The sequence below is a fragment of the Beduini massiliensis genome, from assembly GCF_000829905.1.
In the GTDB taxonomy this organism is placed as follows: Bacteria; Bacillota_I; Bacilli_A; order Erysipelotrichales; family Coprobacillaceae; genus Beduini; species Beduini massiliensis.
In genome coordinates this window covers 243,144-259,340 of the sequence record NZ_CDPP01000004.1, presented here as the reverse complement: position 1 = coordinate 259,340, position 16,197 = coordinate 243,144, and the positions used below count along the sequence as shown (strand labels likewise).

Sequence of the window (16,197 nt, the reverse complement as noted above, 5' to 3'; positions counted from 1 at the left end):
TTTAAGTGGACACAGTAAAAAAATTATGCTATATCAGGCTTCACAAAACGATAATAATCACATGAGAGATTTTTTATATATTCATTTCATATTACAAGCATAAAATATGCCAACTGTAAATTTACTAGAGTGTGAATAAGTCACACTCTTTTTTTCATATATTATAAATGGGTGAAAATATATGAAAAAAAAGCGTTTGTTAATAGCCACTTTAATTTTAGTTGCCATCGGGTTAATCATGGTATACAGTTCCAGCCATATCTGGGCGGAAGCCAAGTTTAATGACAGCTTCTATTATATTAAAAGACAGGCTTTATTTGCTGTAGTGGGTTTAGTGGGGATGTTTTGTACGATACATATTGACTATCATTTCTATCAAAAACATGCCCTTAAGATTTTAATTGTTTGTTTCATTCTCTTGATTTTGGTTTTGATTCCCGGATTGGGAATGGTACGTGGAGGATCACGATCATGGTTTGCGATTGGCTCTATTTCTTTGCAGCCGTCCGAACTCTTTAAGATTGGGATGATTATTTTTGCTGCCAAATATATCAGCATTTATTATCATTATTTAAAAAAAGCACGCTATGCTTTGACTTTACTGGCAGTTGCTTTTCTAGGGTTTGCCTTGATTATGCTGCAGCCAGACTTTGGGACCGGGGTTGTCATGTTGGCAAGCATTGTCATCATGATCATTGCGTCACCATTTAAGTTTATCTATTTTGTTTGGTTAGGAATCGGTGGAGTTGCCGGACTAATAGGACTGATTGCCTCTGCACCTTATCGATTGGCACGTATTGTTGCTTATTTAGATCCGTTTCAGGATCCTTTAGGAAGCGGATTTCAAATGATTCAGTCTTTATATGCGATAGGTCCCGGTGGATTATTAGGGGTTGGCTTTGACAACAGTGTTCAGAAACATTTCTACTTGCCAGAACCACAGACCGATTTCATCTTTGCGATCATCTGCGAAGAATTCGGCTTGATCGGAGCGGGATTAGTGGTGTGTCTGTATCTTTATTTGATTATCAGAGGAATTCGTATTGCCCTTGATTCTAAGGATTTATTCGGAACTTTTTTAGCATTGGGGATTACTGCGATGTTGGGTATCCAGATCATGATCAACCTAGGGGTAGTAGTAGGATTGTTCCCGGTAACCGGAGTCACATTGCCGTTTATGTCATATGGTGGAACCAGTTTAACCATCGTCATGACCTGTGTGGGAATATTAATAAATATTGAACAATTTAACGGATAATATGATATACTATGAAGTTGAGGAGTGATGAATATGAAAATCATCTTTGCGACAGGAGGAACTGGCGGACACTTATATCCGGCGATTGCTCTGGCAAAATATATAGAATCGCATTATGACTCAACAGAATTTTTATTTGTTGGGACAACGAATCGTTTAGAATCGAAAGTCATCCCGGAAATGGGATATGCATATAGAGGGGTTCATGTTTTAGGACTTGCAGGTAGCCCACTGCAAAAAGCAAAGGCATTAGGTGTTTTTGCGGCATCATTGAGAGTGACAAGAAAAATCGTGAAAGAATTCAAACCGGATCTTGTGATTGGCTTTGGCGGTTATGTCAGTGCCTCAATCGTCATGTCTGCGAGTTCATTAGGAATCAAAACGATGATCCATGAACAAAACTCATTGATTGGGTTAGCCAATAAAATTTTGATTAAAAGGGTGGATAAGATCATTTGCTGTTACGATAAAGCTTATGAAAATTTTCCTAAAGAAAAGACATTGCTGCTGGGAAATCCCCGTGCAACAGAAGTGGTTGAAAGTAAGAAGGATTTGGATATCAAAAAGAAATATCATTTAGATCCAAACAAAAAAACAGTGCTGATCGTTATGGGAAGTTTAGGGTCTGCAACGGTCAATGATATTTTAAAAGACACTGTTGAAAAATTTAAAGATAAAACGTATCAGATCATTTTAGTGACAGGGAAAAACGGCTATGATAAAATGATCCAAGAAGTACAACAGGTACCGCATAATGTATCGATTGTGCCTTATATTAACGATATGCCAAGTTTGTTAAGTGCTTGTGACCTTGTTGTCAGCCGTGCCGGTGCTTCGACGATTGCGGAGTTAACGGCTTTAGGATCTGCCATGATTTTGATTCCTAGTCCTTATGTTGCAAGTAATCATCAGGAATACAATGCGATGGAATTAGTGAATAAGCAAGCGGCGAGAATGATTAAAGAAAATGAATTGACCAGTGAACGTTTGATTGAAGAAATCGATCAACTGTTTAATGATTCATTTACATTAATAACAATGAAAGAAAATGCAAAGAAATTAGGAAAAGTCAATGCCTGTGCAGATATTAGTAAAGTCATGATGGAGTTGATTGGAAAGTAGAGGAATGCTTATGGATTTTGAAGCGATTATTACACAACTAAATGAAGCAGAAGTGGGGGATATTTTAGAATTTGAACCCATGTATAAACATACGACCTATAAAGTCGGCGGACCGGCAAGAGCTTTTATTGAAGTCAAAGACATTCCCGCTTTACAAACCATCATGAAAATGATTAAAAAACATCATGTCCCTTACTATGTTATTGGCAGGGGATCGAATGTTTTATTTTCCGATAAAGAATTTGATGGACTTATTTTATCTTTGAACCAGTATTTTAATAAGATTGACATTTTGGATCATACCATTATGGCACAAGCCGGGGCATCAGTGATTAAAATGGCGTTATCTGCCGCTAATCATGGGTTAAGCGGTTTGGAATTTATTTCCGGTATTCCGGCAAGTGTCGGAGGGGTTGTCTATATGAATGCAGGGGCATATTTAAGCGATGTAGCGGCTGTGCTGTCAGAAGTCACTCTATTAAATAGTGCCGGAGAAATCGTTACGTATAAAAAAGAAGAGATGCAGTTTTCTTATCGTTATTCAATCTTACAAGATCATCCGGATTGGGTGGTGCTGGAAGCTAAATTTGAATTGACACATGGAGATAAGGAAGAAATTAAAGAAGTTATGAAAAACCGTAAGGCAAAACGAATGGCAACACAGCCTTGGGATCGTCCTTGTGCTGGGAGTGTTTTCCGTAATCCAGATCAGCAGCCGGCATGGAAATATATTGATGAATGCGGATTACGCGGATACAGCATCGGACATGCGCGAGTATCTACCAAGCATTCTAATTTCATTGTCAACAGCGGTTATGCTTCTGCTCAGGATATAAAAAATTTGATCGAACATATTCAATCTCTTGTCATGGAACGCTTTCAGGTAGAACTACATACTGAAGTGCGCTTTATGAATTGGTAAGTCATGAGTAAGAAAAAGAAACAAAGAATTAATGAATATGATCAAAATCCGGCAGAAACGATTAAGAAAACCTATAAAAAGAAAAGACGTGTCAGACGTCTGCGTGTATTTTTTATCTTGTTGGTGATTATCGCTTTGGGGGCTTATTTCTACAGTCCCTATTCCAGACTGCAGACAATCACCATTTCCGGAAATCATTTTGTCAGCAATGAAGAAATCCAGCAGGCAATGAACTGTGATGAAGACAGCATCCGCTTATTTTGTTGGTCATCATCCATCAAAGACCGCATCAGTAAGATTTCCGGTATCAAAAGTGTTGCGGTTGAAAAAAGTATTTTTAACGGATTAACCGTCTCTATTACTGAAAGTGCACCGATTGCTTATCAGATGCAGGACGGGAATGCGAAAGTGATCTTTGATAATGGAACGATAAAAGATATCAGCGATATGGAGCTTATTCGAAAGGTGCAGTCTTTGCCGCAATTGAATCAGTTTAATGATGAAGAGATATTAAAGCAGTTTGCACAAAACTTTGCGCAAGTCGATGAGAGTGTTCGCACTCAGTTATCCGACATCATGTTTGAACCGTTGGAAAGTGATCCCCTGAGAGTGAAGCTTTTAAGCGATGACAATAAAGAAAGCTATGTACGTATCGATGATATGGTCTATCAGTTACAATATTATAATACGGTGGTCAGCCAAAACTCCGAGAATTGTTATTTTGACTTTCTTGGTGGACATGTCTATCAGCGTGCCTGTGATTAGGGAAACCTAATCTTTTTTAGAAAGGAGATATTTATGAAAATAAAACGTTATACACCAAAGGAATTTTATGAACGTTATCAAAAAGAATTGTTAAGCAAAGAAGCGGTTTATCAGCTCATCATTACAAACTGTCAAAAAGCGATTGAAAATCCACAGGCAGATTGTCTGATCGGAACCGTTGAAGATGATCAAAAGACGTATCTGTTTTTTCAATATACTCGTCCTTATCGTATGTTGATTCATGCGTTGGACGATGTCGATGCAAAGATGATTGAGACATTGATCGATTATTTGAAAGCAGAGAATATTGAAATCTCAGGGATCAATACCTCAAAAGAAATTGCAGATTTATATTTAAAAATTGCGGATATCAAAGAGTATCAAATACGAACTAAAATGGATGTTATGGAATTAAAAAAGGGAGATTTAATCGAACAAATTTCGACAGGTTCGTTAATTTATGCGACCCTTGACGATCTCGATTTTGCTTTGGATAACTATCGCGGATTTTATAAGGATTGCTTCCATGAAGACACCGATATTAATGAGTATCGACCAGTAATGTGTCGTCATATTGAAAATGAAGAACTGTTCTTTTATAAAGTAGGGGATCAACTCGTGGCGATGTGTGCGATTACCCGCAAATTGGTTCGCGGCGTATCGGTTGGACTGGTTTATACCTTGCCAAAATATCGCGGAAAAGGTTATGCCAAACAGATGATGAGTGAACTTTCTAAAGTGATTTTTGCACAGGAATTTGAGTTCGCCTGTCTCTATGTCGATCAGAACAATCCTGCTTCCAATAAAGCTTATAAAAGTATTGGTTATAAAATAATTGAAGATAAACAAGATATTGTTTTCGCAATTTAACGAAGATGATAAAAATTAGTCATATTTTTTGGTAATTTCCTTGTCAACATCTTGGAAAAGTATTTAAAATCGAGGACAAATATGATATTATGAGGAAGTAGTATATTATAAGGATGGTGATATTGTGAAGAAAGTCTATGCTAGTTTGGATATTGGATCTTCAACAATCAAATTGGTGGTTGGAGAAATGCTCAATACTAACGTACAGGTATTATTTGCAAGTCATCTCCCATCACATGGAATTAAAAAAGGGCTCATTATTGATGAGGAAGCTGTTAAGCAGGATATCGCTAAACTGATTCAGGAAGCTGAGGCTTCATTGGATGCGAAAATTACGAGTGTATTGCTTAATATCCCGGCAAATCAATGCCGTCTGTATTCAGTAAGCGGCAGTGCTCAGATCTTATCGACAGATCATAAGATTCGTTCAACGGATATCGAAAAGGCACTGGGAAAAGCTTCTAAGTTTGAAAGAAGAAAAAATGAAGCGCTTGTTTCAATGATACCGGTGATGTATTATTTTGGGGAGCAGTCAAGCTATGAGGCCCCCTTGAATAAGACTGCTTATTCAATTAAGGTAGATGTTCTGGCGATTACAACGACCAAGAAAATTCTTTACCCTTACATTCGTGTGGTGGAAGGATCCGGCTTGGATATTCTGTATGTCAGTATCAATGCTTACTCTGCGGCAAAAGAAGTGTTTGATGAAGCTTATTTGCATGATGGAGCAGTGTTGGTAGATGTTGGACATCATTCATCTACGATTTCATATTTTGAAGATGGCTTCTTAAAATATGTCACGTTAACAGCGGAAGGCGGATATGATTTATCCAAAAAAGTCGCAATGAACTGGCAGATTCCAATTGCTAAAGCAGAAACCTATAAAATCAAGTACGGAAGCTGTAATGTGGAAATGAAAGAACAAGATATCATTCATTCTACAAAAGATGGCAGTGATGTACACAACTATACGAAATATGATCTTTCTATGCTGCTGTATGGCGGAGTAGAAGAGTTAATGCTTAAAGTGAAAGAAAAATTGGCGATCCTTGGTGAAGACAAAAAATATGAAATTGTCATTATCGGTGGCGGCGCTGAGATTGAAGGGTTCGATAAGGTCGCAAGAAATGTACTGGGCAGACCGGTCAGATGTTATCGTCCGCAGGCAATTGGTGTTAGAAAAATGAATTACGTTTCAGCATTAGGGATGATTTATTACCTAGTGGATCGAAACAAGATATATGGAGATGTCATATCATCGGTCGTATTGCCGGATATTTCCAATACGATGTCTCTTCGATTTAAGGGACTAACCAAAACAAATACGAATCCTACTGAAGGAAAAATAAAAAAACTAATTGATCGCTTTGTCACAGAAGAGGAATAATGGAGGAGAATAGAATGGATTCAAACGGAATGGCAACTGTCGCAAAAATTAAAGTAATCGGTGTCGGGGGCGGAGGCTGCAATGCAGTAAACCGCATGGTGGACGATGGAGTTCAAGGAGTTGAATTTTATGTTGCGAATACCGATGCTCAGATATTAAAAGGAATTAACGTCAAAAACCAATTAGTATTGGGAAAAGAATTAACAAAAGGATTAGGGGCTGGTGGTAATCCGGAAATCGGACGTAAAGCAGCTCAAGAATCAGAAGAAGAAATCAGAGCTGCCTTAGCAGGTGCCAACATGATCTTTGTGGCTGCCGGAATGGGTGGCGGAACTGGAACAGGGGCTGCTCCAGTAATCGCTAAAATCGCAAAAGATTTAGGTGCATTAACAGTCGGTGTCGTTACCAAACCATTCACGTTTGAAGGACCAAAACGCAGCAGTCAGGCATTGCAGGGAATTGAAGAATTTTCAGAAAACGTTGATTCAATCATTATTGTTTCAAACGACCGTTTATTGGAAATCATCGGAAATAAACCGTTAAAAGAATCATTTAGAGAAGCCGATAATGTGCTTCGTCAAGGGGTTCAGACCATCACAGATTTAATTGCTATTCCGGCATTTATCAACTTAGATTTCGCAGATATCAAATCGGTTATGGCAGATCGTGGTAAAGCCTTGATCGGAATCGGAATGGCTAACGGTGAAAACAAAGCGGTAGAAGCGGCTCAACGTGCCATTTCTTCCCCATTATTGGAAGTATCGATTGAAGGGGCTAAAGATGCAATCATCAATGTTACCGGTGGAGAATCGTTGTCTCTTTATGATGCTAATACTGCAGTGGAAGTGATTCGCGATGCGGTTGGCAGCGACTTAAATACAATTTTCGGGGTAGCAATTAATGAAAGCTTAGACGATAATGTTATCGTGACAGTTATTGCTACCGGATTTGAAGAAAACGTTGAACAGACGATGCCTACATTCAATGCAAAACCAGGAGTAAGAACATCATCACCGCGATTTGAATCAACGGTTCCTGTTGGCGGAAGAAGAAATGCTTCACCCATTGAGGAAGATGATTATGATGATGACGATGATGAAGAATACTCAGTATTCTTGCAAAGCAGAAGAAACTAATATTGAAAAGACACGTCAGGTGTCTTTTTTTATCAGAGAGGAGAATGAAGATGTTAGGATTTATCGGAATTGGAAATATGGGATCAGCAATCTTAATGGGAGCCCTGAAACATCATTATTTAAAACCGGAAGAAGTGTGTATCTATGATATTGACCAAGACAAAGTAAACACTTTTGCGATGGATTCAAAGACTATTCCTTGTACAACCATCGAGGAATTAATTGATCGATGTGAAATGGTGATGGTTGCCATTAAGCCTAATGGGATTGATGACATGATCTTGGCACAAAGAGAACGTTTAAAGCATAAAGCTTTATTGTCTATTGCTTTAGGCTATGATTTTGAACGTTACAATACCTTATTAGATGAAACAACACGTCATTTATTTATTATGCCCAATACACCTTGTTTGGTTGGTGAAGGGATGTCGCTTTTAGAAGCAAGCCATTCTCTGAGTGAAGATGAATTCAAATTTGCTAAAGGGTTGTTTGAAAGTATCGGGGAAGTAGAAACATTACCGAGTCATCTAATGGGAGCAGGCGGAGCCATGAGCGGATGCAGTCCGGCTTATATATATATGCTTATTGAAGCCATGGCGGATGGCGGAGTCAAACACGGACTGCCACGTGACCTCGCTTATAAGTTAGCCAGTCAGAGTGTTGTCGGAGCCGGGAAAATGCAGTTAAAAACAAAACTTCATCCGGGGATCTTAAAAGATCAAGTCTGCTCACCGGGAGGATCAACGATCTTAGGTGTTAATGCGTTAGAAGATGGAAATTTCCGTTCAACCGTTATTCATGCTATCAGTGAATCATTAAAAAAATAAAAGAAAGCCATGGCTTTCATTCGTTCACAGACAAATGGGGACTTTAAAACCCCGTTTGTCTTTTTATTTGTTTTCTTTTTTTAAATAAGCGGCATGCTCCTGTTTAAAATGGCGTTCAAGATTGTGCCGATGTTTTTTCATATAAGCATTTGAAATTTCTTCACTGCTGACTTGATAACAGCGTAAAACATCTTGATAATACATCAAAACATCTGCCATTTCCTCTACAAAAGCTTCCCTTACGGTAGGATTATTCATGATGTCATCTTCTGATTTCTTTTTGATGATCGAGATCACTTCTCCTACTTCTTCAATCATCCATAACAGCTTACTTTTTCCTACTGATGGAATAATCGGAGACCAATCTTCTTTATTTGCTTGATAGAGTTCTTCTTGCATTGCCATCATTTCCGATATTTTTAAATCCATGGTTTCATCTCCCTTTTGAATAATTATAGTACAGTCTTGACTAATCGACAAGTTTTGCGTGGATAAAAGACTATGATGTAAGGGAGGTGGATCGATGGAAGTCTATATCGAAAGTATTATTCTACAACAAATCTTACTGCATGGAATATGTTTCTTGTCAGCTTTGATTTTTGTCAATAAATTACTGATAAAAAAAGAAATCATCGTTTATTTGATTCTAATTTCTTTAATTTCCTTTAATCTTTATATTAAATTGCCTAGTTTGATGATGTATTTCATAATCTTTTTGATCCATCTCTTATTCTATAAAAAAGAAAGCTTCCTTTTTTATTGTTCTTATATGATTTCATATCATTTTTTTGTTTTTGTATTATTAAAGATCAATACATATTCTACGTTTTTGCATGGAATATTTGTGATCTATCGTTTTGAGAACCTATTGATCACGATGGCTTTCTTATTATTAGTCGTAGTGTGTTATTTGGCACATGCCTTCTTTTTAAAAAGAAATCTTGCCTTAAAGCAGCTTTATTATCCGGTACAGTTTACTTATCGTGGAGAAGATTACCAGTTAAAAGGCTATCTGGATACTGGAAATAAAGCGACTTATCAGGGCATACCGATCATCTTTATCAAAGAAGGGCTCTTAAAAGAAGACCGTTATGAAACGATTGATATCCAAACTGTTAATGGGCATAGTGATATCCATATCGTTTATCTGCGTAATATACAAATTGGAAAAGAACGGTATGTCGAAAGTTATTTGGGCATTGTCAATGAGATGAGTATTGATGGTGACTGTTTACTGAATGTGGCTTTACTATATAAGGGGTGAGGATATGCAGTTTTTACATTTTTTATTAAGTTTGTTTGATGCCAATAGTGTCTTTTATATTGGACGTAATGATATCTTGCCTTCTCCGCTGAATGCGGAAGAAGAGATGCAGGCATTAATTGAATTATCGCAAGGCTCATTATCTGCACGCGATCAGTTGATTGAACATAATCTGCGCTTAGTCGTGTATGTCGCCAAAAAATATGATAATGCCAATAATGGTGGAATCGAAGATTTGATCAGCATCGGCACAATTGGACTGATTAAAGCGGTAAATACCTTTAAGATGGATAAGAATATAAAATTAGCGACCTATGCAACACGATGTATTGAAAACGAAATTCTGATGTTCCTGCGCAAAAATAATCGCATTCGCTTAGAGATTTCCTTGGACGAGCCATTAAATGTAGACTATGATGGGAATGAGTTACTATTATCGGATATCGTTGGAACCGATGTAGATATCGTCAATAAAGAAATCGAAGGCAATGAACAGCGTGAACAGCTATATGAGGCAATCGATGAATTAAATGACCGTGAACGCAAGATATTGCTGATGCGTTATGGACTGACCGGACAAAATGAATTAACGCAAAAAGATGTTGCCGATTTACTTGGAATTTCTCAGTCCTATATTTCACGCTTAGAAAAGAAAGTAATAAAAAAATTAAGAAATAAATTGAATAAAACTCAAGTTTAAGTAGATATTTATCTACTTTTTTTCTTTAGGTATAAAGACAAGAAAACCGTTAAAACTATCCATATAGACAAAAGGAGGCAAAAGAATGTCGAAATATAAAGTAGACATTTCAGGCATTGATACAAGCCATTTAACGGTATTAAAGAATGCAGAGATGAAAGATTTATTAAGACGATATCGTGATACAAACGATCTTCATTTACGTGATGAGATGATTTTAGGGAACTTAAAATTAGTTCTTTCAATGGTATCGCGTTACTCACGAAGAACCGATAACATGGATGATTTGTTTCAAATTGGGGTAGTAGGTTTGATTAAAGCTATTGATAACTTTAACTTGGAATTAGATGTTCAGTTTTCAACCTATGCAGTCCCTTTAATTATAGGCGAAATTAAACGTTATTTACGTGATTTTTCACCAATTAAGATTTCTCGTACGATTCGTGATCATGCCTATTTGATCATGAATAAAAAAGAGGAGTACATAAATGCCTATGCAAAAGAGCCAAACAATGAAGAACTGATGGCTTTAACTGGGCTTAGTGAAAAAGAAATTAATGAAGCGATGTCTTCTTTGCAGTGTGTGCAGTCCATTTTTGAACAGCCAAAAGGAATGGAAAACGATAATCTGAATTTAATCGATCAGCTGTTCGATAAAACCAAAGATATGGGAGATGTCCTCAATAAAATGGCATTAAAAGACGCCATAAAAAAATTAGATGATAAAGAACGCTGGATCATTAATGAACGTTATTTCTTAGATAAAACTCAAAATGAGATCGCTGAAAGTCTGAAAGTTTCTCAGGCTCAAGTATCAAGATTAGAAAAAAATGTGATTTTTAGATTAAAAGAGCTCATGTCCTAATATATTAATAGTGGGGGGATAGCATGAGACTGTTAGAATTACAATGCAAAGATGTCATTAATGTAGAAAACGGATGCCGCATCGGTTATGTCTGCGATGTGGATATTGATCCTCAGTTAGCGAAGATTTGTGCGATCATTGTCGAACAAAGATCGATCATCAATTACCTTAAGTTTCTAAGAGAGCCTAACGTCATTGTGATACCGATTGAAAACATTGTTTCGATCGGAAAAGATGTGATATTAGTCAATATTTTTTGCTGACTTTCTTGGTATTTATTTTAAAATATGCTATACTATAAATGATTTTATAGGAGGAAGTATTATGGGCAAATTAAAAGACTGGATTTTTGCGCCAGAAGAAGATGACGAATACGAAGAACCCTACGTTGAAGAAGTAGATGTTGACCCAAAAACAAGTATGTTTGAAAAGCCTCACTCAGCACGCACTACGGATGCAGTGAAAAAATTTGGCGTGAGTAAAGATAGTCAATTAGTACTTTTTGAACCTAGAGCATATAGTGAAACACAGGACATAGCAACTTTTTTAAAACAAAAGAAAGCAGCGGTCGTAAATTTACATCGTTTACAAAAAGAACAATCAAAGCGTGTTGTTGATTTCTTGAGTGGCGTTATTTTTGCGATTGATGGGGATATACAACAGATCGGGCCTAAGATTTTCTTGTGTACACCTCGTAATATTGCCGTAGACGGAAGCATCACGATGGATGACAGTGATGACGTCATGGAAGGATAATATAAGAAGCGTTTAGCTTCTTTTTATTGTAGTTATGGACAATATTATCATTCATTTTAAAGGGGAAGAAGAATTTGTTAAAAGAATGCTGTCGATCATGGATCATGTCAGTGTTCAGCAAACCTTTTATCTTTCAGGGTTTCTTAGCCCCTATCATCAATCTATTATCAAAGCTCTGATTGGCAGATATCAAGATTTAAAAGCAGAATTTTACGGTGGAATTGAAAATGCGGAAATGCAGCGCTGTCTGATTGCTCCTAGTTACTTTTCTTTGAACCCGGAGGATTTTGAAATCACGGTGTTTGAAGTGCTTTATCCAAGCAAGTTTGAAACATTAAAACACAGTGATATTTTAGGCGCACTGATGGCATTAGGGGTAAAAAGGGAATTGTTTGGCGATATTGTGATACATGAGGGCATCTATTTTGCTTGTGACAAACAGGTATCACAGTTATTGGAGATGGACTTTAAAAGTGCCGGGCGAGCAAAGGTGCGTTTAAAGGAAACCGACCAAACGATTACCAGTCAGGTTGACTATCAAATCAAAACATTCTTTGTCCGTTCGTTTCGTTTAGATGTATTGTTAGCGACCTTTTATCGTTTATCAAGAAATGAAGTAAATCGGTATATTCAGGCTGGTTTTGTAAAAGTTAATCATAAAGAGGTTGTCGAAAACAATTTTTTGTGTAATAATAATGATGTCATATCTTTTAAGCGCCATGGACGTGTTAAATTAGTCGATTCGATGCGTTTAACAAAGCAGGGAAATCATGTCGTTGAAGGATATTTTTATAAGTAAGGGGATGAGTGATATGGAGTTTAAGAAACAGTTTCGAGGCTATAATAAGCATATGGTCGATGAATATGTAAAAAAGAATGATGAGATCATACAGCTTAAAGACAGTGAAATCGAAACACTTAAACAAGCAAAAGAAACACTTGTAAAACAAAACGAGCTGCTTTCTCATCGTGTCAATATCACAGAAAAAACCAATGAAGAAATTGCTCGTCTGGCTTTGAAAGAAGCAAGCGATTTGATCGAAAAGGCAAAACGAAATGCCAATATGATTTTGAAAGAGTCATTGGATTATGTTCGTACCCTGAACAGTGAAGTAGAAGGCTACAAGGATCAAGCGATTGCTTTTCGTGCGAATGTCGAAAAGATGTCAAAAGATCTATTGGATACGATCGATCAGTCAGAGATTTTCTACTTGATCAAAGAATCGGAAAACCAAAGCAGTGAAGAATAAACAACAAAGAAAGAGACAGTGCAGAAGTAAAACCATTTAAGAGAGTCAGTGGTGGGTGGAAACTGATAATGGCGCTTTGCAGGATCACTCTGGAGTTGCTGCCTGAATCATAAGTAAGGTTAGCCGTTCATCGCGTTAAGATGTTAAGGGCATGCGTAAGCATGAACGAAGGTGGTACCGCGTTATAGATGACGTCCTTTGATAGGATGTCTTTTTTTATTAGGAGGGAAAAAAGATGAATTATAAAGACACATTACTGATGCCGAAAACAGATTTTGAAATGCGTGGGAACTTAAATAAGAAAGAACCTAAATTTGTTGAAAGATGGAAAGAAATGGGATTGTATCACTTAGTGGACGAAGCGACCAAAGAAAACAAGCCTTTTGCTTTTCATGACGGACCTCCCTATGCAAACGGAAACATGCATATGGGACATATGCTTAATAAAGTCATCAAAGATGTTATCGTCAGAACCAAACAGATGGAAGGATATTATGTTCCTTATATTCCGGGATGGGATACTCATGGATTACCAATCGAGAGTGCAATCCAAAAATTAGGAGTGAACCGTAAGACGATGAGTGTCAGCGAATTCCGCAAGAAATGCGAAGAATACGCTTTAGAACAAGTCAACAAACAAAAAGAACAGTTAGTACGTATGGGAACAATGGCAGATTATGACCACCCTTATTTAACACTGCACAAAAGTTATGAAGCCAATCAAATCGAAGTATTTGCTAAGATGGCGATGGATGGATTGATCTACAAAGGAAAGAAGCCGGTATATTGGTCATATTCTTCTGAATCTGCTTTAGCTGAAGCAGAAATCGAATATTATGATGTTAAATCACCTACAATCTTTGTGACTTTTGATGTATTAGACGGAAAAGGCGTTTTAGATGGTGATGAAAAGTTCGTCATCTGGACAACGACCCCTTGGACAATCCCTGCCAATACAGGAATCTGCTTGAATGCTGATTTAGTCTATGCTGTAGTGGATACCGAAAAAGGAAAGTTAATCATGCTGGAAAGCAAAGCAGAAGAACTTTGTGCTAAGTTTGGTCTGGAAAAACATGAAATTTTAAAAACATTCAAAGGACAGGAACTTGAAAACATTACCTGTGCGCATCCATTTAAAGATATCGATCCTTATTATGAAAGAGAAACTTTAGTAATTTTAGGGGACCATGTTACAGATGAAGCGGGGACAGGGTGTGTTCATACCGCTCCAGGACATGGGGTAGATGACTTTAATGTCGGAAATCTCTATCATTTGCCAGTATTATGTCCGGTAGATGACAAAGGAAAAATGATGGAAGAAGCCGGGGAATTTTTAGCCGGTCAGCATGTCGATGCGGCAAATAAAACAGTCGGAAAGAAACTGGAAGAATTAGGACATTTATTACATTTGGAATTCATTACCCACTCTTATCCTCATGACTGGCGTACTAAAAAACCGGTAATCTTCAGAGCAACAGCACAATGGTTCTGTTCAATCGATAAGATCAGAGATAAATTGCTGGAAGAAATCGATCATACAAAATGGTTAAATCCATGGGGACATGTTCGTATCTATAATATGATTAAAGATCGTGGAGACTGGTGTATTTCACGTCAGCGTTCTTGGGGTGTCCCAATCCCAATCTTCTATTGTGAAGATGGAACGCCGGTCATGGATGAAGCTGTCTTCAAACATATTTCAAATTTATTTAGAGAGTATGGATCAAATATCTGGTTTGAAAAAGAGGAATCGTTCTTATTGCCTGAAGGATATACGAATGAACATTCACCAAATGGAATCTTTAAAAAGGAAACAGACATTATGGATGTTTGGTTTGATTCTGGATCAAGTCATACCGGATGTATGAAAGAAAGATTAGGCTACTATCCGATGGAACTTTATTTTGAAGGAAGCGATCAATATCGTGGTTGGTTTAACTCTTCACTGATTATCGGAACTGCGGTTTATGGAAAAGCTCCTTATAAATCTGTCCTATCTCATGGATTCGTATTGGATGGAAAAGGCAATAAAATGTCTAAATCATTAGGGAATGTAGTCGATCCAATCAAATTAGTGAACCAATATGGAGCAGATGTTGTTCGTTTGTGGGCAACCTCAGTGGCATATCAGGCCGATGTGCGTATCAGTGATGACATCATGAAGCAGATTGCCGAAGGATATCGTAAGATCAGAAATACACTGCGTTTCTTATTAGGAAACTTAAATGGTTTTAAAGTCAAAGACTTAGTCAGCTTGGATGAACTTGAATTAGTCGATGAATATGTATTGGGACAATTAAATGGAGTCATCACCCAAGCTATCGATGCTTATGACCGCTATGATTTTTCAGAAGTGAATCAGTTGATGTCAAACTACATGATCAATGTGTTAAGTGCTTTCTATGGCGATTTCACAAAAGATATCTTATACATTGAAAAAGAAGAGAATAAGCGTCGTCGTCAGGTACAGACTGTTCTTTACTACAATCTAAAAGCATTGACTCGCTTATATGCACCGATCTTAGTATTCACTACTGAAGAATTACATGACTATTTTGATTTCGGTGAAGAAAAGGCAGTGTCCATCTGTATGGAAAAAATGCCGGAAGTTCTTGCTTTACCGCATTTGGAAGAAGCCAATCATTTGATGAGTCAATTCATGGAAGTAAGAAAAGATGTGTTGAAAGCATTGGAAGTAAAACGTAATGAGAAAGTGATCGGAAAATCACTGGAAGCAAAAGTAACCCTTTCATTAAAGAAAGAGTTTGCCGATGTGGAAAAGTTAAAAGAGACGTTAAAACTGATGTTTATCGTATCAAAATGTGAATTGACAGAGGAAACAGAAGGATTAGAAGAATTTGATACAAGTTATATCAAAGTAGAAAAATTCAATGGGCATACTTGTGCACGTTGTTGGGCAGTATTTGATGAAGATGAAATGCATGATGAAGAATTATGCGAACGCTGCTTTGAAGTTGTCAATGGATAAAAACGGAGAGGATATGAATTCATATCCTCTTTTTGCTTGAGAAATGATAGCCTATAAAATGAAAGAATCACAGCTTTTTCTTTAAG

The 16,197-nt window shown here is 37.2% G+C and carries 17 protein-coding genes and 1 other annotated feature; of the genes, 16 read left to right on the top strand and 1 reads right to left on the bottom strand.

Translation table 11 applies throughout. The features are described 5' to 3' along the window. The first annotated feature begins 181 nt into the window (after positions 1-181). From spoVE to proC, 8 genes are all read left to right on the top strand, one after another. On the top strand, positions 182-1,258 hold the full coding sequence (gene spoVE / locus BN1225_RS05085; RefSeq protein WP_041138714.1) for a stage V sporulation protein E: 1,077 nt from the start codon (positions 182-184) through the stop codon (positions 1,256-1,258). Positions 1,259-1,291: 33 nt separating this feature from the next. Beyond that, complete coding sequence (gene murG / locus BN1225_RS05080) at positions 1,292-2,380, top strand: undecaprenyldiphospho-muramoylpentapeptide beta-N-acetylglucosaminyltransferase (RefSeq protein ID WP_041138713.1); 1,089 nt, start codon at positions 1,292-1,294, stop codon at positions 2,378-2,380. A gap of 10 nt (positions 2,381-2,390) precedes the next feature. Continuing rightward, the gene (gene murB / locus BN1225_RS05075) at positions 2,391-3,302 is read left to right on the top strand and encodes a UDP-N-acetylmuramate dehydrogenase (RefSeq protein ID WP_041138712.1); all 912 of its coding nucleotides are present in this window, start codon (positions 2,391-2,393) and stop codon (positions 3,300-3,302) included. A 3-nt stretch (positions 3,303-3,305) separates the two neighbouring features. After that, positions 3,306-4,067, top strand: coding sequence for a cell division protein FtsQ/DivIB (locus BN1225_RS05070; protein WP_041138711.1), 762 nt, complete (start codon positions 3,306-3,308; stop codon positions 4,065-4,067). A 33-nt stretch (positions 4,068-4,100) separates the two neighbouring features. After that, complete coding sequence (locus BN1225_RS05065) at positions 4,101-4,937, top strand: GNAT family N-acetyltransferase (protein WP_041138710.1); 837 nt, start codon at positions 4,101-4,103, stop codon at positions 4,935-4,937. 124 nt (positions 4,938-5,061) lie between these two features. After that, complete coding sequence (gene ftsA / locus BN1225_RS05060) at positions 5,062-6,324, top strand: cell division protein FtsA (RefSeq protein WP_041138709.1); 1,263 nt, start codon at positions 5,062-5,064, stop codon at positions 6,322-6,324. Positions 6,325-6,338: 14 nt separating this feature from the next. Beyond that, positions 6,339-7,460 carry a cell division protein FtsZ gene (gene ftsZ, locus BN1225_RS05055; protein WP_041138708.1) on the top strand — a complete coding sequence of 374 codons (1,122 nt, stop codon included), beginning with the start codon at positions 6,339-6,341 and terminating at the stop codon, positions 7,458-7,460. A 50-nt stretch (positions 7,461-7,510) separates the two neighbouring features. After that, positions 7,511-8,287: a pyrroline-5-carboxylate reductase gene (gene proC, locus BN1225_RS05050; protein WP_197066538.1), complete on the top strand. Its 777-nt coding sequence runs from the start codon at positions 7,511-7,513 to the stop codon at positions 8,285-8,287. Between the two features lie 63 nt (positions 8,288-8,350). Here the strand turns inward: proC and BN1225_RS05045 are convergent, their stop codons facing one another. Next, on the bottom strand, positions 8,351-8,716 hold the full coding sequence (locus BN1225_RS05045; RefSeq protein WP_041138706.1) for a MazG nucleotide pyrophosphohydrolase domain-containing protein: 366 nt from the start codon (positions 8,714-8,716) through the stop codon (positions 8,351-8,353). Positions 8,717-8,810: 94 nt separating this feature from the next. Here BN1225_RS05045 and BN1225_RS05040 point away from each other — a divergent pair, with 94 nt between their 5' ends. From BN1225_RS05040 to ileS, 8 genes are all read left to right on the top strand, one after another. After that, complete coding sequence (locus BN1225_RS05040; RefSeq protein ID WP_041138705.1) at positions 8,811-9,551, top strand: sigma-E processing peptidase SpoIIGA; 741 nt, start codon at positions 8,811-8,813, stop codon at positions 9,549-9,551. A 4-nt stretch (positions 9,552-9,555) separates the two neighbouring features. Beyond that, on the top strand, positions 9,556-10,251 hold the full coding sequence (gene sigE, locus BN1225_RS05035; RefSeq protein WP_147585177.1) for an RNA polymerase sporulation sigma factor SigE: 696 nt from the start codon (positions 9,556-9,558) through the stop codon (positions 10,249-10,251). Positions 10,252-10,336: 85 nt separating this feature from the next. Beyond that, the gene (locus BN1225_RS05030; protein WP_041138703.1) at positions 10,337-11,116 is read left to right on the top strand and encodes a sigma-70 family RNA polymerase sigma factor; all 780 of its coding nucleotides are present in this window, start codon (positions 10,337-10,339) and stop codon (positions 11,114-11,116) included. Between the two features lie 23 nt (positions 11,117-11,139). Beyond that, a complete protein-coding gene (locus tag BN1225_RS05025) occupies positions 11,140-11,379 on the top strand; it encodes a YlmC/YmxH family sporulation protein (protein WP_041138702.1) in 240 nt (79 codons plus the stop codon). A gap of 61 nt (positions 11,380-11,440) precedes the next feature. Then, on the top strand, positions 11,441-11,872 hold the full coding sequence (locus BN1225_RS05020; protein WP_041138701.1) for a cell division protein SepF: 432 nt from the start codon (positions 11,441-11,443) through the stop codon (positions 11,870-11,872). Between the two features lie 34 nt (positions 11,873-11,906). Then, entirely contained in the window at positions 11,907-12,671 is a 765-nt protein-coding gene (locus BN1225_RS05015; RefSeq protein ID WP_197066537.1) for a YlmH family RNA-binding protein, read from the top strand. A 13-nt stretch (positions 12,672-12,684) separates the two neighbouring features. After that, positions 12,685-13,122: a DivIVA domain-containing protein gene (locus tag BN1225_RS05010; RefSeq protein ID WP_041139039.1), complete on the top strand. Its 438-nt coding sequence runs from the start codon at positions 12,685-12,687 to the stop codon at positions 13,120-13,122. Beyond that, positions 13,120-13,324: a binding site (T-box leader), on the top strand. Its footprint overlaps the gene before it by 3 nt. A 33-nt stretch (positions 13,325-13,357) precedes the next feature. Continuing rightward, positions 13,358-16,111 (top strand): isoleucine--tRNA ligase, encoded by a 2,754-nt coding sequence (gene ileS, locus BN1225_RS05005; protein WP_041138700.1) that lies wholly within the window; start codon positions 13,358-13,360, stop codon positions 16,109-16,111. Positions 16,112-16,197: the final 86 nt, after the last annotated feature.

Excerpts from the sequence above, each read along its gene's own strand:
- BN1225_RS05030 (WP_041138703.1), top strand. The coding sequence starts at position 10,337 with ATGTCGAAATATAAAGTAGACATTTCAGGCATTGATACAAGCCATTTA.
- BN1225_RS05040 (WP_041138705.1), top strand. The coding sequence starts at position 8,811 with ATGGAAGTCTATATCGAAAGTATTATTCTACAACAAATCTTACTGCAT.
- BN1225_RS05010 (WP_041139039.1), top strand. The coding sequence starts at position 12,685 with ATGGAGTTTAAGAAACAGTTTCGAGGCTATAATAAGCATATGGTCGAT.
- BN1225_RS05020 (WP_041138701.1), top strand. The coding sequence starts at position 11,441 with ATGGGCAAATTAAAAGACTGGATTTTTGCGCCAGAAGAAGATGACGAA.
- sigE (WP_147585177.1), top strand. The coding sequence starts at position 9,556 with ATGCAGTTTTTACATTTTTTATTAAGTTTGTTTGATGCCAATAGTGTC.
- BN1225_RS05025 (WP_041138702.1), top strand. The coding sequence starts at position 11,140 with ATGAGACTGTTAGAATTACAATGCAAAGATGTCATTAATGTAGAAAAC.
- spoVE (WP_041138714.1), top strand. The coding sequence starts at position 182 with ATGAAAAAAAAGCGTTTGTTAATAGCCACTTTAATTTTAGTTGCCATC.
- BN1225_RS05015 (WP_197066537.1), top strand. The coding sequence starts at position 11,907 with ATGGACAATATTATCATTCATTTTAAAGGGGAAGAAGAATTTGTTAAA.
- murB (WP_041138712.1), top strand. The coding sequence starts at position 2,391 with ATGGATTTTGAAGCGATTATTACACAACTAAATGAAGCAGAAGTGGGG.
- murG (WP_041138713.1), top strand. The coding sequence starts at position 1,292 with ATGAAAATCATCTTTGCGACAGGAGGAACTGGCGGACACTTATATCCG.
- BN1225_RS05070 (WP_041138711.1), top strand. The coding sequence starts at position 3,306 with ATGAGTAAGAAAAAGAAACAAAGAATTAATGAATATGATCAAAATCCG.
- proC (WP_197066538.1), top strand. The coding sequence starts at position 7,511 with ATGTTAGGATTTATCGGAATTGGAAATATGGGATCAGCAATCTTAATG.
- ftsZ (WP_041138708.1), top strand. The coding sequence starts at position 6,339 with ATGGATTCAAACGGAATGGCAACTGTCGCAAAAATTAAAGTAATCGGT.
- BN1225_RS05065 (WP_041138710.1), top strand. The coding sequence starts at position 4,101 with ATGAAAATAAAACGTTATACACCAAAGGAATTTTATGAACGTTATCAA.
- BN1225_RS05045 (WP_041138706.1), bottom strand. The coding sequence starts at position 8,716 with ATGGATTTAAAAATATCGGAAATGATGGCAATGCAAGAAGAACTCTAT.
- ileS (WP_041138700.1), top strand. The coding sequence starts at position 13,358 with ATGAATTATAAAGACACATTACTGATGCCGAAAACAGATTTTGAAATG.